At 56.2% G+C, this 16,101-nt stretch carries 15 protein-coding genes; 9 read left to right on the top strand and 6 right to left on the bottom strand.

The genetic code is table 11. From position 1 onward, the window contains the following. Positions 1–5: 5 nt before the first annotated feature. From aaeA to ROR01S_RS07345, 3 genes are all read left to right on the top strand, one after another. Positions 6–938, top strand: a complete 933-nt coding sequence (aaeA, locus tag ROR01S_RS07355) for a p-hydroxybenzoic acid efflux pump subunit AaeA (RefSeq protein ID WP_064359247.1) — start codon at positions 6–8, stop codon at positions 936–938. Positions 939–943: 5 nt separating this feature from the next. After that, positions 944–2,911 (top strand): p-hydroxybenzoic acid efflux pump subunit AaeB, encoded by a 1,968-nt coding sequence (gene aaeB, locus ROR01S_RS07350; protein WP_032718296.1) that lies wholly within the window; start codon positions 944–946, stop codon positions 2,909–2,911. Between the two features lie 161 nt (positions 2,912–3,072). Next, on the top strand, positions 3,073–3,348 hold the full coding sequence (locus tag ROR01S_RS07345) for a barstar family protein (RefSeq protein WP_004868252.1): 276 nt from the start codon (positions 3,073–3,075) through the stop codon (positions 3,346–3,348). 49 nt (positions 3,349–3,397) lie between these two features. On the opposite strand, the gene yhcN-B is transcribed toward ROR01S_RS07345, so the two are convergent. The 3 genes from yhcN-B to argR form a co-directional block, all read right to left on the bottom strand. After that, positions 3,398–3,664: a DUF1471 family stress response protein YhcN-B gene (gene yhcN-B / locus ROR01S_RS07340; RefSeq protein WP_004868249.1), complete on the bottom strand. Its 267-nt coding sequence runs from the start codon at positions 3,662–3,664 to the stop codon at positions 3,398–3,400. Between the two features lie 102 nt (positions 3,665–3,766). Continuing rightward, entirely contained in the window at positions 3,767–4,030 is a 264-nt protein-coding gene (yhcN, locus tag ROR01S_RS07335) for a peroxide/acid stress response protein YhcN (RefSeq protein WP_004868247.1), read from the bottom strand. Between the two features lie 353 nt (positions 4,031–4,383). Next, positions 4,384–4,854, bottom strand: a complete 471-nt coding sequence (argR, locus tag ROR01S_RS07330) for a transcriptional regulator ArgR (protein WP_004868245.1) — start codon at positions 4,852–4,854, stop codon at positions 4,384–4,386. Between the two features lie 415 nt (positions 4,855–5,269). Between argR and mdh the strand changes: the two genes are divergently transcribed. The 6 genes from mdh (at position 5,270) to ROR01S_RS07300 (ending at position 12,863) form a co-directional block, all read left to right on the top strand. Continuing rightward, entirely contained in the window at positions 5,270–6,208 is a 939-nt protein-coding gene (gene mdh, locus ROR01S_RS07325; RefSeq protein ID WP_004868243.1) for a malate dehydrogenase, read from the top strand. A 246-nt stretch (positions 6,209–6,454) separates the two neighbouring features. Continuing rightward, entirely contained in the window at positions 6,455–7,354 is a 900-nt protein-coding gene (locus tag ROR01S_RS07320; RefSeq protein WP_015585642.1) for a helix-turn-helix domain-containing protein, read from the top strand. Continuing rightward, complete coding sequence (locus ROR01S_RS07315) at positions 7,351–8,784, top strand: L-fucose/L-arabinose isomerase family protein (protein WP_044346968.1); 1,434 nt, start codon at positions 7,351–7,353, stop codon at positions 8,782–8,784. The genes ROR01S_RS07320 and ROR01S_RS07315 overlap by 4 nt, the downstream gene beginning before the upstream one ends. 18 nt (positions 8,785–8,802) lie before the next feature. Further along, complete coding sequence (locus tag ROR01S_RS07310; RefSeq protein ID WP_064359246.1) at positions 8,803–10,203, top strand: sugar isomerase; 1,401 nt, start codon at positions 8,803–8,805, stop codon at positions 10,201–10,203. Positions 10,204–10,382: 179 nt separating this feature from the next. Further along, a complete protein-coding gene (locus ROR01S_RS07305) occupies positions 10,383–11,831 on the top strand; it encodes a sugar porter family MFS transporter (protein ID WP_064359245.1) in 1,449 nt (482 codons plus the stop codon). 9 nt (positions 11,832–11,840) lie between these two features. Next, positions 11,841–12,863 carry an alcohol dehydrogenase catalytic domain-containing protein gene (locus tag ROR01S_RS07300; RefSeq protein ID WP_015585645.1) on the top strand — a complete coding sequence of 341 codons (1,023 nt, stop codon included), beginning with the start codon at positions 11,841–11,843 and terminating at the stop codon, positions 12,861–12,863. Between the two features lie 45 nt (positions 12,864–12,908). Here the strand turns inward: ROR01S_RS07300 and degS are convergent, their stop codons facing one another. From degS to zapG, 3 genes are all read right to left on the bottom strand, one after another. After that, positions 12,909–13,967: an outer membrane-stress sensor serine endopeptidase DegS gene (gene degS / locus ROR01S_RS07295; RefSeq protein ID WP_004868231.1), complete on the bottom strand. Its 1,059-nt coding sequence runs from the start codon at positions 13,965–13,967 to the stop codon at positions 12,909–12,911. An 87-nt stretch (positions 13,968–14,054) separates the two neighbouring features. Beyond that, positions 14,055–15,422 carry a serine endoprotease DegQ gene (gene degQ, locus ROR01S_RS07290; protein WP_004868228.1) on the bottom strand — a complete coding sequence of 456 codons (1,368 nt, stop codon included), beginning with the start codon at positions 15,420–15,422 and terminating at the stop codon, positions 14,055–14,057. 173 nt (positions 15,423–15,595) lie between these two features. Further along, positions 15,596–15,994 (bottom strand): Z-ring associated protein ZapG, encoded by a 399-nt coding sequence (zapG, locus tag ROR01S_RS07285; protein WP_004868227.1) that lies wholly within the window; start codon positions 15,992–15,994, stop codon positions 15,596–15,598. Positions 15,995–16,101: the final 107 nt, after the last annotated feature.

Raw genomic sequence — 16,101 nt, 5'->3', positions numbered from 1 at the left:
TCGATGTGAAAACACTAACAAGAAATATCTTCCGTACCGCAATCACTGTGATACTGGTTATCCTGGCATTTGTCGCGATTTTTCGCGCCTGGGTCTATTACACCGCGTCTCCCTGGACGCGCGACGCGCGATTCAGCGCCGACATCGTGGCTATCGCACCCGATGTATCCGGGCTGATTTCCCAGGTAAATATCAAGGATAACCAGCTGGTTAAGAAAGGCCAGGTTTTGTTTGTGATTGACCAGCCGCGTTATCAGAAAGCCCTCGAAGAAGCTCAGGCCGACGTTTCCTATTACCAGACTCTGGCGCAGGAAAAACGTGTTGAAGCCGGCCGCCGTAACAGGCTGGGCGTACAGGCGATGTCTCGTGAAGAGATAGACCAGGCCAATAACGTCTTACAAACGGTAGAGCATCAGCTGGCGAAAGCCGTGGCCAGCCGGGATCTGGCAAAGCTCGATCTTGAACGCACGGTTGTCCGCGCGCCGGCCGATGGTTGGGTGACCAACCTCAACGTTTACAACGGTGAATTTATTACCCGTGGCTCGACAGCCGTGGCGCTGGTTAAGCAAAACACCTTTTACGTGGTGGCCTACCTTGAAGAGACCAAACTGGAAGGGGTACGTCAGGGATACCGTGCGGAAATTACCCCGCTGGGAAGCAGCCGCTCGATTAAAGGTACGGTGGATAGTATCGCCGCCGGGGTGACCAACGCCAGCAGCAGCAGCGACGCCAAAGGGATGGCTTCCGTGGATTCTAACCTTGAATGGGTTCGTCTGGCGCAGCGCGTGCCGGTCCGCATTCGACTCGACAAGCAGCAGGGCAATCTGTGGCCAGCGGGGACAACCGCGACGGTGGTGATTACCGGTAAAGAAGACCGCGATACAACCCAGGTGAACTTCTTCCAGAAACTGGCGATGCGCCTGCGTGAGTTTGGTTAATCGCCATGGGGATCTTCACCATTTCTCCCCGGCACCTGCGCTTCGCGATTAAATTAGCGTGTGCGGTGGTGCTGGCACTCTTTGTCGGCTTCCATTTTCAACTGGAAACGCCGCGCTGGGCGGTACTCACGGCGGCCATTGTCACCGCGGGTCCCGCGTTTGCCGCCGGCGGAGAACCTTATTCTGGCGCGATCCGCTATCGCGGGATGCTGCGTATTGTCGGGACGTTTATCGGCTGTATTGCCGCGCTGGCGATAATCATTCTGATGATTCGCGCGCCGCTGCTGATGATGCTGGTGTGCTGTCTGTGGGCAGGTTTCTGCACCTGGATCTCCTCGCTGGTTCGCGTCGAAAACTCCTATGCCTGGGGGCTGGCAGGCTATACCGCGCTGATCATTATTATCACCATTCATACCGATCCGATGCTGGCGCCGCAGTTTGCCGTTGAGCGTTGCAGCGAGATTGTGGTGGGGATTGTCAGCGCCATTATGGCGGACCTGTTATTTTCCCCGCGCTCGATTAAGAAAGAGATCGATCTTGAGCTGGATAACCTGCTGATCGAACAGTACCGCCTGATGCAACTTTGTGTGGCGCATGGCGACAGCGAAGTGGTTGATAAAGCATGGGGTTCGCTGGTGCGTCGGACCAGTGCGCTGGAAGGAATGCGCAGTAACCTGATTATGGAGTCCTCGCGCTGGGCCAGGGTCAATCAGCGCCTGAAGGCCATTAATACTCTTTCTTTAACGCTGATTACTCAGGCCTGCGAAACGTACCTGATCCAGAATTCGCGCCCGGAAATCGTGACCAATGATTACCGCGAGCTGTTTGCCGAGCCGGTTGAAACCGTACAGGACGTCCATCGACAGCTGAAAAGAATGCGCCGTTTTCTGACCTGGAAGGGGGAGCACAATACGCCGGTCACTATTTACAGCTGGGTTGGCGCCGCGACACGCTATCTGCTGTTGAAGCGCGGCGTGGTCGGCAATACCAGGATCAGCCGCGTTGAAGATGAAGTGCTGCAGGGTGAGGTGGTGATAAAGGCAGGGTCCGCCGAGCGTCATCATGCGATGGTCAACTTCTGGCGCACCTCCATTTCCTGCATTCTTGGGACGCTGTTCTGGCTGTGGACCGGCTGGACGTCCGGTAGCGGGGCGATGGTGATGATTGCGGTGGTGACGTCGCTCGCCATGCGCCTGCCCAACCCACGAATGGTGGCAATAGATTTTCTCTACGGTACGCTGGCGGCCTTACCGCTGGGGGCGCTGTTCTTCCTGGTGATTATGCCCGCCACGCAGCAGAGTATGCTGCTGCTGTGTATCAGCCTGGCGGCGATGGCGTTCTTTATTGGTATTGAGGTACAAAAACGGCGGCTGGGATCGCTGGGGGCGCTGGCGAGTACCATCAACATTCTGGTACTGGATAACCCTATGCAGTTTCAGTTCAGCCAGTTTCTTGATAGCGCGCTGGGCCAGATCGTCGGCTGTTTTCTGGCGCTGATGGTGATTCTGCTGGTACGGGATAATTCACAAGCGCGTACCGGACGTGTGCTGCTGAATCAGTTTGTTTCGGCCGCGGTGTCATCCCTGACGACCAATACCTCTCGCCGTAAAGAGAACCATTTGCCGGCGCTTTATCAGCAGCTGTTCCTCTTGCTGAATAAGTTCCCCGGCGATATCGCCCGTTTCCGCCTGGCGCTGACCCTGATTATTGCCCATCAGCGTCTGCGGGATGCGCCTGTGCCGGTGAACGACGATCTGTCGGCATTTCACCGCCAGCTGCGCCGCACTGCGGACCATGTGATTTCCGCAGGCAGCGATGATAAACGACGTCGCTATTTTGCTCGTTTGTTAGAAGAGCTGGACGTTTATCAGGAAAAACTGCAGGTCTGGGAGGCGCCACCGCAGGTGACGGAACCGGTCCGACGGCTGGTGGATATGTTGCGTAAGTACCAGCATGTATTGACCAATAGCTAACTACCTGAACCGACGCTGAAGCGTCGGTTTTTTTATCACTATACTTAATCGTCGGGGATATTCGCGTTTCGTTCAGGGAAGCAGGGAGAGAAAACCCGGCGCGTGGAGGCATAGGCAGTATTGGCAGGTGGCAATAGCGCGATGTTGACAGGGTGTGGGCGATGACTATCTATACATTTGATTTTGATGATATAGCCGATCAGCAGGATTTCTATCGTGAATTTTCGCGGAGCTTCTCGCTCAACCGCGAGCAGGTGAACAATCTGGACTCATTGTGGGAAGCCGTTACCAGCGGTCTGCTGCCGCTGCCGCTGGAGATTGAGTTTATTCACTTAAGCGATAAGCAGCGTCGGCGCTTTGGCGCCTTGATATTGCTGTTTGATGAAGCGGAAGAAGAGCTGGAAGGGGAGCTTCGGTTTAACGCCAGGCAGGCATAAAAAAGCCCCCGACAAGCGGGGGCAAGTCGTCGGATAAGACGACGAGGGTTTATTTGTACAACTCAGCTGTAGCGTGCCAGCTATCGCCGGTACGGGCTTCAATAATACGGTAGCTGCTTGCACCTTCTTTTTCGGCTTTAGCCGCCAGTTCATGGCGCATATCCATCGGGGCGCTGCCTACCTGAGAAACAGAGATGGTGCCCATCGACTGCAGGTTTTGAGCTTGTTCCGCGTTGACCTGATGTACGGCGGCGCTAGCGCCGAAGGAGAGAACGGAAGCCAGGCCCAGGGATGCGATGATCATTGAACGTTTCATAATCTTTACTCCAACCATTTGTTGCAGCGGCGGGAGGCTTTATATGGGCCTGGGCCGCTGTGAATTATTCGTATTTAGTTCGTAACCGACAATCATTACGTCTTATTTATAAAGCTCTGCCGTAGCGTGCCAGTGGTCACCGGTACGGGCTTCGATGATGCGATAAGAAGACGCACCTTCTTCCTGAGCTTTTTTGTTCAGCATCTCATGCATATCCATCGGGGAAGAACTCACCGCGCCGACGGAAATGGTACCGATTGACTGACGGCCTTGCGCCTGATCGCTGTTGATAGAGTCAGCGGCGAAAGCGCCAAAGGACAGAACAGACAGGATGCTTAGTGCAGCTACAGTTGTTTTGATTTTCATGATGTTCACCTCGTCGAATCTTATTATTGAGGGCTCTTCGTTTCGTGACCCTCATCACAAAATCAAGTATACACTAATCACCAAAAATATTAATACCACGCTAATGGTTGTATGAGTAAATAATTACAAAGAATTGTCGTTTTTATAACGTATAAGAATTAGAAATGTCATTTACTCGCCATAGAAGTCTGATATAGCGATTAAAATCATATAGATAGGGTATTTTGATATTTTGTGCGCTTCTGGCCCGTTCATTCGGTAAAAGTATGTATAGAGGCCGAAAACCACACTAAATGTTAAAGAAATGCAATATTTTTGAAAAGACCCTCTGGTGGGAACCAGAGGGGAGGCTCTCAGAGTTCCTGTTCAAACAGGACGAGAATGGCGTCGTACAGATCTTTGACGGTGAAGCCTCTGGCCGGGGTCGTAAAGATAGTGTCATCGCCGGCAATGCTGCCGAGAATCCCTTCCGCCTTCCCGAGAGAGTCCAGCAGGCGAGCAATCAGCTGCGCAGCGCCCGGGCTGGTATGGATAACCACGACCGCATCGTTATAGTCGATATCCAACACGAGGTTTTTCAGCGGGCTGGAGGTCGTAGGAACGCCAAGTTCGGCAGGCAGGCAATAGACCATCTCCATTTTGGCGTTACGGGTACGAACCGCGCCAAATTTTGTCAACATGCGGGAGACTTTCGATTGGTTGATATTATCGAAACCTTCTTCCTGCAGCGCCTGGACGATTTCACCTTGAGAGCTGAACTTTTCTTCTTTAAGCAGCAGTTTAAACGCTTTAACCAGTTCTTCTTGTTTTGCCGAACTTCGCATAAGTCACCCAAATTATGGTGGTAAAAACAACATCATTATGCATAGTAATGAATTTTTATGCAAATAATCCGCAGGGGGATAAAGTAAATAATGTTATGAAGGGGGCATATTTTAGCAAATAACCCTGCTAAGGAACATGCCTTCATCACAGCGCGTAAATCGCTGTAAAAGTAAACTAAATGTTATGAGAATGATGTTGTTTTGCCGAGTGAGCTGGGTGTATTGTAACCAATAGTCGATCCGGTACTACGTTTTGCTGGATGGTCAGTCTCAGGGATGAAAATGCGAAGCGGATGCATCGCTGCGCACCAGAACGCATTCTTCAACCATACTTATTGTAATTGTTCATCTTGTGAATTAAGGTCCAGGCGACGGAGTAACGAAAGACTATATTAACCATAATAAGGAGTTTAGGATGAAAGTTGCAGTCCTCGGCGCCGCTGGTGGAATCGGCCAGGCGCTTGCCCTACTACTTAAGACCCAACTGCCTTCAGGTTCAGAACTCTCGTTGTACGACATTGCTCCGGTCACGCCGGGCGTGGCGGTTGATCTTAGCCATATTCCTACCGATGTAAAAATCAAAGGTTTCTCCGGTGAAGACGCAACTCCGGCGCTTGTTGGGGCTGATGTGGTGCTGATTTCCGCCGGCGTAGCCCGTAAACCAGGCATGGATCGCTCCGATTTATTTAACGTTAACGCTGGTATCGTGAAGAACCTGGTACAGCAGATAGCGAAAACCTGCCCGCAGGCCTGCATCGGTATCATTACTAACCCGGTGAACACCACGGTGGCCATCGCGGCAGAGGTGCTGAAAAAAGCCGGCGTTTACGATAAGAACAAACTGTTTGGCGTGACCACGCTGGACATCATCCGTTCAAATACCTTTGTGGCTGAGCTGAAAGGTAAATCCGCATCCGACGTTGAAGTGCCGGTTATTGGCGGCCACTCCGGCGTGACCATCCTGCCGCTATTGTCACAGATTGCTGGCGTGAGCTTCAGCGAGCAAGAAGTTGCCGATCTGACAAAACGCATCCAGAACGCCGGCACCGAAGTTGTTGAAGCGAAAGCCGGTGGCGGTTCTGCCACGCTTTCTATGGGGCAGGCGGCCGCCCGCTTTGGTCTTTCCTTAGTGCGTGCGATGCAGGGCGAGAAAGGCGTGGTCGAATGCGCTTATGTTGAAGGTGATGGCCAGTACGCGCGTTTCTTCTCGCAACCGTTACTGCTGGGCAAAAACGGCATCGAAGAGCGTCAGTCGTTCGGTAAGCTGAGCGCATTTGAGCAACAGGCGCTGGAAGGCATGCTCGATACGCTGAAGAAAGATATCGCCCTGGGCGAAGATTTTGTTAACAAGTAATTGTTCTGATTTGCCAATGATATAAACGAGCGGGCAGCCTTGCCCGCTCGCTGTTTTTAACGCCCCTGCCGCTTCCCGCGCTGTTGATTGTTATCAAAATGTGATCGCCTCTGCAACTTCGGCAATCCCTTCCTGATTCTTGATTTTTTGGTCACGCTACGACCGAATTTCCACCCGGCTCTTAAGGCGGGGCTGGTTTTGACTGGCTTATATTGATTTCACCTTGCCGCCATCACCGGGAAAAAAATGACCTCCTTAATGCTTAAGCGCAGTGATTACTTCACGAGTGCCGCCCATCCGGTGGCGGTGGAGCACCGCTGCCCGCAGGATATCTTCCCCCTGCATCGCCATGATTTTGACGAAATCGTTATTGTCTGGCGCGGCAACGGATTACACATCTGGAACGGGCTGCCGTACCGCATTACCTACGGTGACGTGCTGTATGTGACCCAGCAGGATAGCCATTACTACCAGTCGGTCGATAACCTCGAGCTGGGCAACATCCTGTTTTGCCGCGACCGCCTGCGCCTGGGCACCGACTGGCACAATCTGCTGCCCGGCACGGAAACCCACCAGCAAAGCCGTAGCTGGCGATTAACCCGGGAGTCGCTGGCAGTGATCCGCCAGCACGTCGAGCGCCTGGCCAGCGAGTGCGGCAGGCGGGACCCCGTTTCTTTACGCCTGAGCGAGTCGATATTTCTCGAACTGGTACTTTTGCTGATGCGCCACCGCTACGCACCGGACAAGCTGACTTCTCATGCCCGTCAGGATATCGATCTGGTCATCGCCAGCCTCGGCTCGCGGCTGAATGAGAGATTTGAGCTGGAATCCCTCTGCGCGCAGCACCAGCTTTCTCCGCGTTCGGTACGCGACGCTTTCAAACAGATAACCGGTATGACCATCAGCCGCTACCAGATGCAGCGCCGCCTGTGCCGCGCCATCACGCTGCTCGGCACCAGCGACCTCTCCATTGCAGAAGTGGCGGAGGTAAGCGGTTTTAGCGACAGCAACTATTTCTCGGTCATCTTTCAGAAAAGCTTTAACCAGTCTCCCAGCCATTGTCGACGAGCGCTTCAGGCGCGGGGGCTGGGACGTGGACATTTTCCTTTCTCAGACGATTTATCCTCATCAGGAGACAACCTATGAATATACCCGCCACGCTTAATACCGCGCTATTTGGTATCGGGCTCAATACCTACTGGCCGCAGTTCAGCGGCCTCGAACAGCGCCTGCTGGGCTACCTGCAGGAGATTGAAGAGCAGCTCTCTACGCCGTCGCTGACTGTGCTGAACGGCGGGCTGGTGGATTCGCTGGAGAAAAGCGATGCGCTGGCCCTGCGCCTCAGGCAGTTTTCGCCGGACGTCATCGTGATCGCCATCAGCACCTATGCCCTGAGCTCCACCGTGCTGCCGCTGGTGCAGCAGTTCAGCGTGCCGGTGCTGATCCTGGCCCTCCAGCCGGAGCGGACGTTGCCGTACAGCGTGATTCGCGATCTGCCCGATCGCGGGGCGCGCACCGGCGAGTGGCTGGCGCATTGCCAGGCGTGCAGCGCGCCGGAACTGGCGAACGTCTTTAATCGCGCCGGGATCCACTGGGAAATGATCGTCGGAGCATTGCACAACGATCCCCACGTCTGGCGGGAAACCTGCGCCTGGCTGACGGCGCTGACGCTGAAAAAGCAGCTGGCGCAGACGCAGATTGGCGTGCTCGGCCACTACTACAACGGCATGTACGACGTCTATTCCAACATGACGAACCTCTCAGCGAAGCTGGGCGTTCGCTTCCAGCCGCTGGAGATGTGCGAGCTGCTGAGCTGGCGCGAGCAGGTTTCCGACAGGCAAATAGAAGAGAAACGGCGGGAAATAAGGGAAAAGCTGGTCATCGATGACAGCTGCGATGAGCGGGAGTTGCTGCGGGCAACGCATACCGCCGTCGCTCTCGACGACCTGGTCCGGGAAAACAAACTGCACGCGCTGGCGTACTACTACGAAGGCACGCCGGGCAGCGCCCATGAAAATATCGTCACCTCGCTGATTCTGGGCAACACGCTGCTTACCGGGCGGGATATTCCGGTTGCCGGGGAGTACGAAGTTAAAAACGTTATCGCGATGAAAATTCTCTCCTTACTCGGGGCCGGAGGCTCGTTTGCCGAACCTTACGGCATTGATTTCGATGATGATGTCGTGCTGTGGGGGCATGACGGCCCGGCTCATCCGGCGATGGCTGAAGGTGAAGTGCGCCTGGTGCCTTTGCCGGTTTATCACGGTAAGCCCGGCAAAGGGATCTCGATCCAGATGAGTGTACGCAACGGGCCGGTCACCTTCCTGTCGGTGGTGGAGGACGTCAACAACCGGGTGATTTTGCAGTACGCCGAAGGAGAATCGCTGGCGGGAGAAATACTGGATATCGGCAACACCAACAGCCGCTACCGCTTCGCCTGCGGCGCCCGGGCCTTCACCGAAAGCTGGTCGCGCGGCGGGGCGGCTCATCACTGCGCCATCGGTATCGGGCACCACGGTACGACGCTTGAAAAGCTCGCCAGTCTGCTCGGCGTGACGGCTACCCGCATTGTATAACCGCAAAGGAGAACCTTTATGAGTGCAAAAATTGGTATTTTCGCCATCGGTCTTGAAGCGTACTGGCCGCAGTTTTCGGGCATGAAAGAGCGGCTGATGGAGCATCATCAGCGGCTGCTGGAGAAATTCTCGCCGCGCGACGTCGTTGCCGCAGGCATGGTGGACAATCCGGCAAGAGCGCGGGAGGCGGGGCTGCGCTTTCAGGCGGAAGATGTGGATATTATTTTCTGCCACCTGACAACCTACGCCTCGTCCGAGGCCCTGCTGCCGGTAGTGCGCGCGCTGGGCAACGTGACGCTGGTGCTGCTGAACGTCCAGTCGGTTCCCGCGTTGGATCTGGATAGAACCTTGACTATCGACGACTGGCTGGGCAAAGGTTGTACCTGCGCCGGGCTGCCCGAAATGACCGCCGTGCTGCGCCGTTTCGAGCATCCTTTTGCGGTGGTTTCCGGCTACCTTGAAGGAGATACGATCCTTGATGAGAAGATTAGCCAGTGGTGCGACGCGGCCAACGCCTGCCGTCGCCTGAAGTCAGGGAACATCGGCATTCTTGGCCGTCCGTATCCGGGGATGATGGATCTCAACGTCGATGAGACGCAGATTTTCCGCACCTTCGGCAGCTACGTGAAGCATCTGAACTGGGAGGATATCGCGGCCAATATTGCCCACGGCTTTAACCAGGACGACATCGAGCGGGCGGATCGGGAGGTGAAAGAGGTTTTCCGCCTGCCGGAGGATCTGGATGAGCAGCATCTGACCTCAATGATTGAGGTCTATCTGGCCACCCGCAGGCTGGTGGATGAGCACCGGCTGATTGCGCTGTCGAACCACTTCGAGGTGCAGCCCAGCGGCTATATGCACCAGATTATCTCCGCATCGAATCCGGTCTTCTCCATGCTGACCCGGCAAGGGATCGCCTGCCCGGTTGAGGCCGACGTCAAAACGGCGATCGCGCTGACGCTGATGAAATCCCTGGCCGGCAGCGCAACGCTGACCGAGCTGTATTCGATGGATTTCAATCAGGATCTTTGCATCGTCGGGCACAGCGGGGCGGGCGATCCGGACATCGCCGATGAAAAATCCCTGCTCAAAATGAGCGCCGTCTTCCACGGTAAACCAGGCAGCGGTTTTCTGACCCAGTTCACTCCGGCAACCGGGCCGGTAACCCTGGCTTCCGTTACTCAGGGGGCCGACGGTCAGTACATGCTGGTGCTGGCCGAGGGCGAGCTGGTGGAAGGCAGAACGCTGCAGCTTGGGGATACGAACGCCCTGTTCCGTTTCCGCAAAGGGCTGCGCGCTTTTGTGGATGACTGGTCCGCCTGCGGCCCGACCCATCACTGCGCGATGGGACGGGGACACCACGCTCAGGCTTTCCATAAACTCGGGCAGCTTCTGAGGATCCCTGTCCACGAGGTGTGATCTTTTCCGCATACGATCGTCTGGATCCGCTAAGCCGATCGCCGTTGCGCGTTGTACGACCCGTGGGAAGCCCGCTTTCTCCCATTTAATCCTTACTTTTTTGTGATACCCGCTATCGCCTGGCCTCCCTTTGCCGAAATTTGGCCCGGGGAGCCTGACTATTCTCTTGTGAGGTTAATATGAACACGTTATCGACCCCTCCCACGGCCGTCGCCCACGGCAGACGCTACAGCTTTCTGGTCGCCATCGGGGCAAGCATCGGCGGCCTGCTGTATGGCTACGACACGGGCATTATTGCCAGCGCCTTGCTCTTTCTGCGCGAGGATTTCGCCATCGCGGACAACGCCTTTATGCAGTCGGTGGTCACCTCCGCCACGCTTCTCGGCGCGATATTTGGCGCGCTGCTGACCGGCCCGCTCTCGGATCGTCTGGGGCGGCGCAGAACCGTCATCGTCATCTCAATACTGTTTGCTTTATTCGCTCTCGGCTGCGCTTTAGCGACCTCCCTCAATATGCTGATTGTCATGCGTTTCCTGCTTGGCCTGGGCGTCGGAGGCTCCTCGCAAATTGTTCCGATGTATATCGCCGAGCTGGCGCCTGCCCATCGGCGCGGCGCTCAGGGCGTGCTGTTCCAGATGATGATCTGCGTCGGCACGCTGCTGGCCTACGCCGTAGGCTATCTGCTTGGGCCGTCCGGCGCCTGGGAGTGGATGCTCGGGCTGGCGGTTATCCCGGCGGTGATTTTTATCGTGATGATGCTGTATCTGCCGGAAAGCCCGCGCTGGCTGGTGGGCAAGCAGCAGGCTAAACGGGCGGAGGAAATCCTCGTCCGCGTAGGGCGCACCGGGCACGAAGCCGCTCAGGAAGTCAAGGAGATAGGGCGGCTGCATCAGGACCAGCAGTCGAGCTGGAGAGAGCTGTTCCAGCCCTGGGTGCGGCCCGCGCTGGTCGCCGGTCTGGGCATCGCTATTTTCTCTCAGGCTACCGGCATCAGCGCCATCATCTATTACGCCCCTTCCTTGCTGGTGATGGCGCAGTTTGGCAAGTCGGTGGCGATCCTCGGCTCCGTCGGGATCGGTGTGGTGCTCACGGTATTCACCCTGTTAGGCATTTGGCTGCTGGACGTGCTCGGGCGGCGGCGCCTGATGCTGAGTGGCCTGCCCGGCGCGGTGGTGGTGCTGGCGGTGATGTCGATGCTGTTGCCATGGTCCGCCCACGCGCAGGAGCTGCTGAGTGACGGCCATAAAATTATCGTGCTGGCCTGCCTGCTGGGATATTTCGCCTTCAACGGCGGCAGCCTGTCGGTTGTGACCTGGCTGTACTGCGCCGAAATCTTCCCCCTTGGCGTGCGGGGCAAAGGCACGGCTTTGTGCTCGTTTGCGCTGTGGGTGGTCAACTTCCTCGTCACCCTGCTGCTCTATTTCACGGCCGATGCGCTTGGCATCGGCCTGGTGTTCGGCGCGCTGGCCGCGGTCAACGCGCTCGCCTGGGTCTTCGTGTGGCGCTACGCCCCGGAGACGCGGGGGAGAACGCTGGAGGATATCGAACAGAGCCTGCTTAACGGGCAGTTCAACGCGCGCAATGCCGTTTCTTCGGGCGTTTTGCTCAATAAAATCAACTCAGACTGAGAGGTCGTTATGGCATTTGAAACAGATATTCCGGACAGCCAGCGTGCGCTGTTCCTGATGGCGAAAGAAACCCTTGAGCTACAGACTACCGCCGTGCCGCAGCCGCAGGCCGGGGAAGTGCTGCTGAAAATCGGCTCGGTCGGCGTGTGCGGTTCGGATAAGCATTTTTACTTCGACGGCCGCTGCGGCAGCGAAATGATTACCGCGCCGATGATTATGGGACACGAGTTTGGCGGGGCGATTGTGGCGGTGGGGCAGGGAATTTCGCCGCACCGCGTCGGGCAGCGCGTATCGGTGGATCCGCTGGTACCCTGCGGCCGCTGCCGGCACTGTGTGCAGGGCAATTATAATATCTGTCCGACGCAGAAGTTTTTCGGCGTGCCGGGTACCTATGGCGCCATGCAGCAGTATCTGTGCGTCCCGTCAGGCAACGCGCACGCTATCAGCGACGCCATTAGCGACGGCGCGGCGGCGATGGTTGAAACGATTTCAGTCGCGCTGGCAGGGGCGCAAAAAGGGCAGATTGGTCTGGGGTCCCGCGTGTTAATCACCGGCGGCGGCCCGGTGGGGTTATTCGCCGTTCAGGTCGCTAAAACGCTGGGCGCCACGGAAGTGGTGCTGGTTGAGCCTCAGGAGGGGCGGCGCAAAATTGCCCATGAGCTGGGGGCTGAAACGCTGAGTACTCTGGCCGATAACGACCGGCAGTATGACGTGCTGCTTGAATGCACGGGCGTACAGTCCGTGCGCCACGACGCCTGTCTGAGCGTACTTTCCGGCGGGCGGGCAATCATGATCGGCGTGGGTGAACAGGTGGGCGGCTTTCCCATGTCAGCGGTGATAGAACGTGAAGTCACCATTCACGGGGTGATGCGCTATAAATTCACCTGGCCTGCGGTTATCGCGGCGCTGGAGGAGCAGAGGCTGAACGCCGATATTTTGATCAGCCGACGTTTGCCGCTGGCGCGCGCCCAGGAAGCATGGACGCTCCCGATGACGAATGAAATTAAGACGATGATCGACGTTAACGCCTGATTGACGTTAACGTCACTGTCAAAAGCTAAAGCCCGGTCTCGGGCTTTAGTTGGTTGCCGGATATTCCTGAACGGCGATATGCAGCGTGATTTTTTTGTCATCGCGCATGATAACCACCGGAATTTCTGAGCCTGGGCGGATTTCCGCGACCTGGTCCATGGTTTCGAGAGCAGAAACCGCCGGTTTGTCATTCACCGAAATGATCACGTCGTTGGCGCGGATACCGGCCTGGGCCGCCGGACCATCCGGAGCAACGTCATTAACCACAATCCCCTGCAGCTGATCGATGCCGCCGCCCTGAGCATGCAGCGGCGCGATCTCGCGGCCGCTGATACCGATATAACCGCGGATCACGCGGCCATCGCGGATCAGCTTATCCATAATCTTGGTTGCCAGCTGGAAGGGAATCGCAAAGCCGATCCCTTCCGGCGTTTCGCCATCGTTGCTTTTATCAAATGACAGCGTGTTGATGCCCATCAGTTCGCCCAGCGAGTTCACCAGCGCACCGCCGGAGTTGCCGTGGTTGATTGAGGCGTCGGTTTGCAGGAAATTTTGCCGTCCGGTCGGGTTCAGGCCGATACGACCGGTAGCGCTGATAATCCCTTGCGTAATCGTCTGACCGAGGTTGTAAGGGTTACCAATCGCGAGGACAACATCGCCGATATGCGGCACCCGTTTCGGGTTGATAGGAATGACCGGCAGGCCGGCATTGGCGTTAATTTTTAATACCGCCAGGTCAGTCAGGGTATCAGAACCAACCAACAACGCTTCAAAAACGCGACCATCCTGCAGGGCGACAATAATCTGATCCGCGTCATTGATGACGTGTTTGTTGGTCAGGATGTAGCCACGCTGGTCCATGATAACGCCGGAGCCCAGAGTCAGCTGATTATGGCTGGTACCGTTCAGCGCGCGGTTATAGACGTTGACCACCGCAGGGGCAGCGCGGCGAACGGCAGAATTATAGCTGGCGGGCGACTCGTCCGCGCTATCGTACTGGGTCGTCGTCGACAGTTGCCATTGACGCAGCGAAGGCATTACGGCCAGAAGCAGGCCTCCGACGATCAAACCAATGAGTACAGAACGTAAAAACTTTCCAGGCATGATACCGGTATCGTTGATGGATGGACATGCGCAGCATAGCACGAGTTATCCGGACATCGTACTGCGGGCGATGTCCGGAAAGGCGTGTTATCGCAGCAGCAGATAGATGCTTTCGTTACCGCGAATGACGTTCAGGGCGATGACAGCCGGCTTGCTCTCCAGCACTTTACGTAGTTCGGCAATAGAGCGCACGCGCTCGCGGTTAAGGCCGATAATAATATCGTCCTTATGCAGGCCAACCTGCGCCGCCGGGCTTCCTTTATCGACGTTGTCGACGGCGACGCCTTTGGTGCCGTCTTTCAACTGACCGTCGCTCAGCGATGCCCCCTGAAGCGCAGGGATGATGAGATCGGCGCTGGCGGTAGACGAGGTGCTCTTATCCAGAGTGACTTCGACATCCAGCGGTTTCCCGTCGCGCAGCAGGCCCAGCTTCACTTTGGTGCCCGGCTCGGTCGTGGCAATTCGCGAACGCAGCTCGGCAAAGCTGCTCAGCGGTTTACCGTTCATGCTGACAATCACGTCGCCGGACTTAATCCCGGCTTTCGCTGAACCTGAATTTGGTAAGACTTCGCTGACGAAGGCCCCGCGCTGAGCGTCGATATTCATCGCTTTAGCAATATCCGCGCTCATTTCCATGCCTTTAATTCCCAGCAGGCCGCGTTTGATTTCACCAAACTGGATCAGCTGTTGAGCGAGGGTTTTCGCCATATTACTCGGAATGGCAAAGCCTATGCCGACGCTGCCACCGCCTGGCGCCAGAATCGCGGTGTTGATACCAATCAGCTCGCCGTTCAGGTTCAGCAGCGCGCCGCCGGAGTTACCCCGGTTGATAGAGGCATCGGTCTGGATAAAGTTCTCCAGTCCTTCAAGGTTGAGACCGCTGCGACCGAGTGCGGAAATAATGCCGGATGTGGCGGTCTGCCCGAGGCCAAACGGATTACCGACGGCCACGGCGAAATCGCCAACGCGAAGTTTATCGGAATCGGCGATCGCGATTTGCGTCAGATGGCTGGGGTTTTGTAATTGCAGCAGGGCGATATCGCTCTGATCGTCGCTGCCGACCAGCTTCGCATCAAATTCGCGGCCATCGTTAAGCTGAACGCTGATTTTCTGTGCCTGGCTGATCACGTGATTATTGGTTAAGACATAGCCTTTGGCGGCATCGATGATGACCCCGGAGCCCAGACCTTCAAAAGGCTGAGCCTGCTCCTGCGGCGCATTGTCGCCAAAGAACTTTTTCAACTCTTCCGGCATGTTTTGCGCCGGGGCGGCGGTCCCTTCAACCTGTACGCTCACGACCGCGGGCAGCACTTTTTCCAGCATCGGCGCAAGGCTTGGCAAAGCTCCCTGGCCGGGTACCTGCGTGGGTAACGATGCCGTCGCCGTAGGTAAAACCGACAACGATAACCCGATGCTTAACGCTAACGCACTCAACAGCAAAGTCTGTTTCTTCATTAGATGCTGGCTCTCGTAACCTGAGGTGTATGGAAAAACGTCCCGAATGGCCTGATGTTATTGAATTTTCAACCGGCTAACAATGCGGTCAATGATTAAATAATAGCTGGGATGTGGGGTTGAGGCGGGCGCAGAGAGTGCGCCCGGATAATATTTTTGCTGGCAGGGATAAATCAGTCGCGTTTTGCGCCACCGCGCAGCAGGCCGGATGCGCCTTCAGAATAATCGCGCGGCATCTGGACCGGAGCCTGATCGTTACCAGCTTCTGATTCTGCCAGGCGATTGCGGAACGGGTTTGCATCCGCCATGGTATCCGGCAGCAGACTGCTGGAGCTTTTAGCCATGTGCTGATACAGCTGGCGGTAATCATCGGCCATGTTATCCAGCAGTTCAGCGCTGCGGGCAAAATGACTGACCAGCTCTTCACGATACTCTTCAAGCTCTGTTTTATTCTTTTCCAGTTCGAACTGCAGCGCCTGCTGTTGACGTAATTTGCGGTTGCCAAAACGCATGGCGACGGCACCGATGATGATACCGACAACTAGCCCAATTAGCGCATATTCCCAGGTCATGTACATCTCCCGTTGTTTTGTGGTTCCGTAGGGTGGCTGTAAGGCTCTCCGCCTGCGCCCGATAGTGCCACTATAACCGCTAATTCCACAGAAGTGGAATCCTGGCG

Source organism: Klebsiella ornithinolytica NBRC 105727 = ATCC 31898 (assembly GCF_001598295.1).
Lineage (GTDB): Bacteria > Pseudomonadota > Gammaproteobacteria > Enterobacterales > Enterobacteriaceae > Klebsiella > Klebsiella ornithinolytica.
Note: the sequence above shows the minus strand (reverse complement) of the source record. Positions and strands in the feature narration are given on the sequence as shown.